The sequence below is a fragment of the Pseudomonas sp. SIMBA_067 genome (genome assembly GCF_046534675.1).
Lineage (GTDB): Bacteria > Pseudomonadota > Gammaproteobacteria > Pseudomonadales > Pseudomonadaceae > Aquipseudomonas > Aquipseudomonas putida.
Genome location: NZ_JAWRYH010001501.1, coordinates 1 through 230, shown reverse-complemented (window position 1 = coordinate 230; position 230 = coordinate 1). Strand labels below are relative to the sequence as shown.

1 protein-coding gene is annotated in these 230 nt (G+C 59.1%); it reads right to left on the bottom strand.

Translation table 11 applies throughout. The annotated features are described in order from the left end of the window. Nucleotides 1-107, bottom strand: a 107-nt coding sequence (locus tag SB765_RS34455; protein WP_410933136.1) for a LysR family transcriptional regulator, incomplete at its 3' end; no start/stop codon positions are given. Nucleotides 108-230: the final 123 nt, after the last annotated feature.

The window sequence follows — 230 nt, the reverse complement described above, 5'->3', positions numbered from 1 at the left end:
GCCTGGCTGGCGGCGGACTGAGTCATGCCCACGCATTGAGCAGCGGCAGTGATGCTGCCATGGTCGGCCACAGCGACCAGCAAGCGCCAGTGCATCAGGTTCATCATGACAGTAGCTGTCCTTATGGCAGGGCTCTGAAGGTTTAATTTTACGCACGGTGCCATGCCCGTGAAACTGGCGCAAATCCCACGGAGCTGTCCCCGATGAAACTGTATTACGCCCCCAACGCC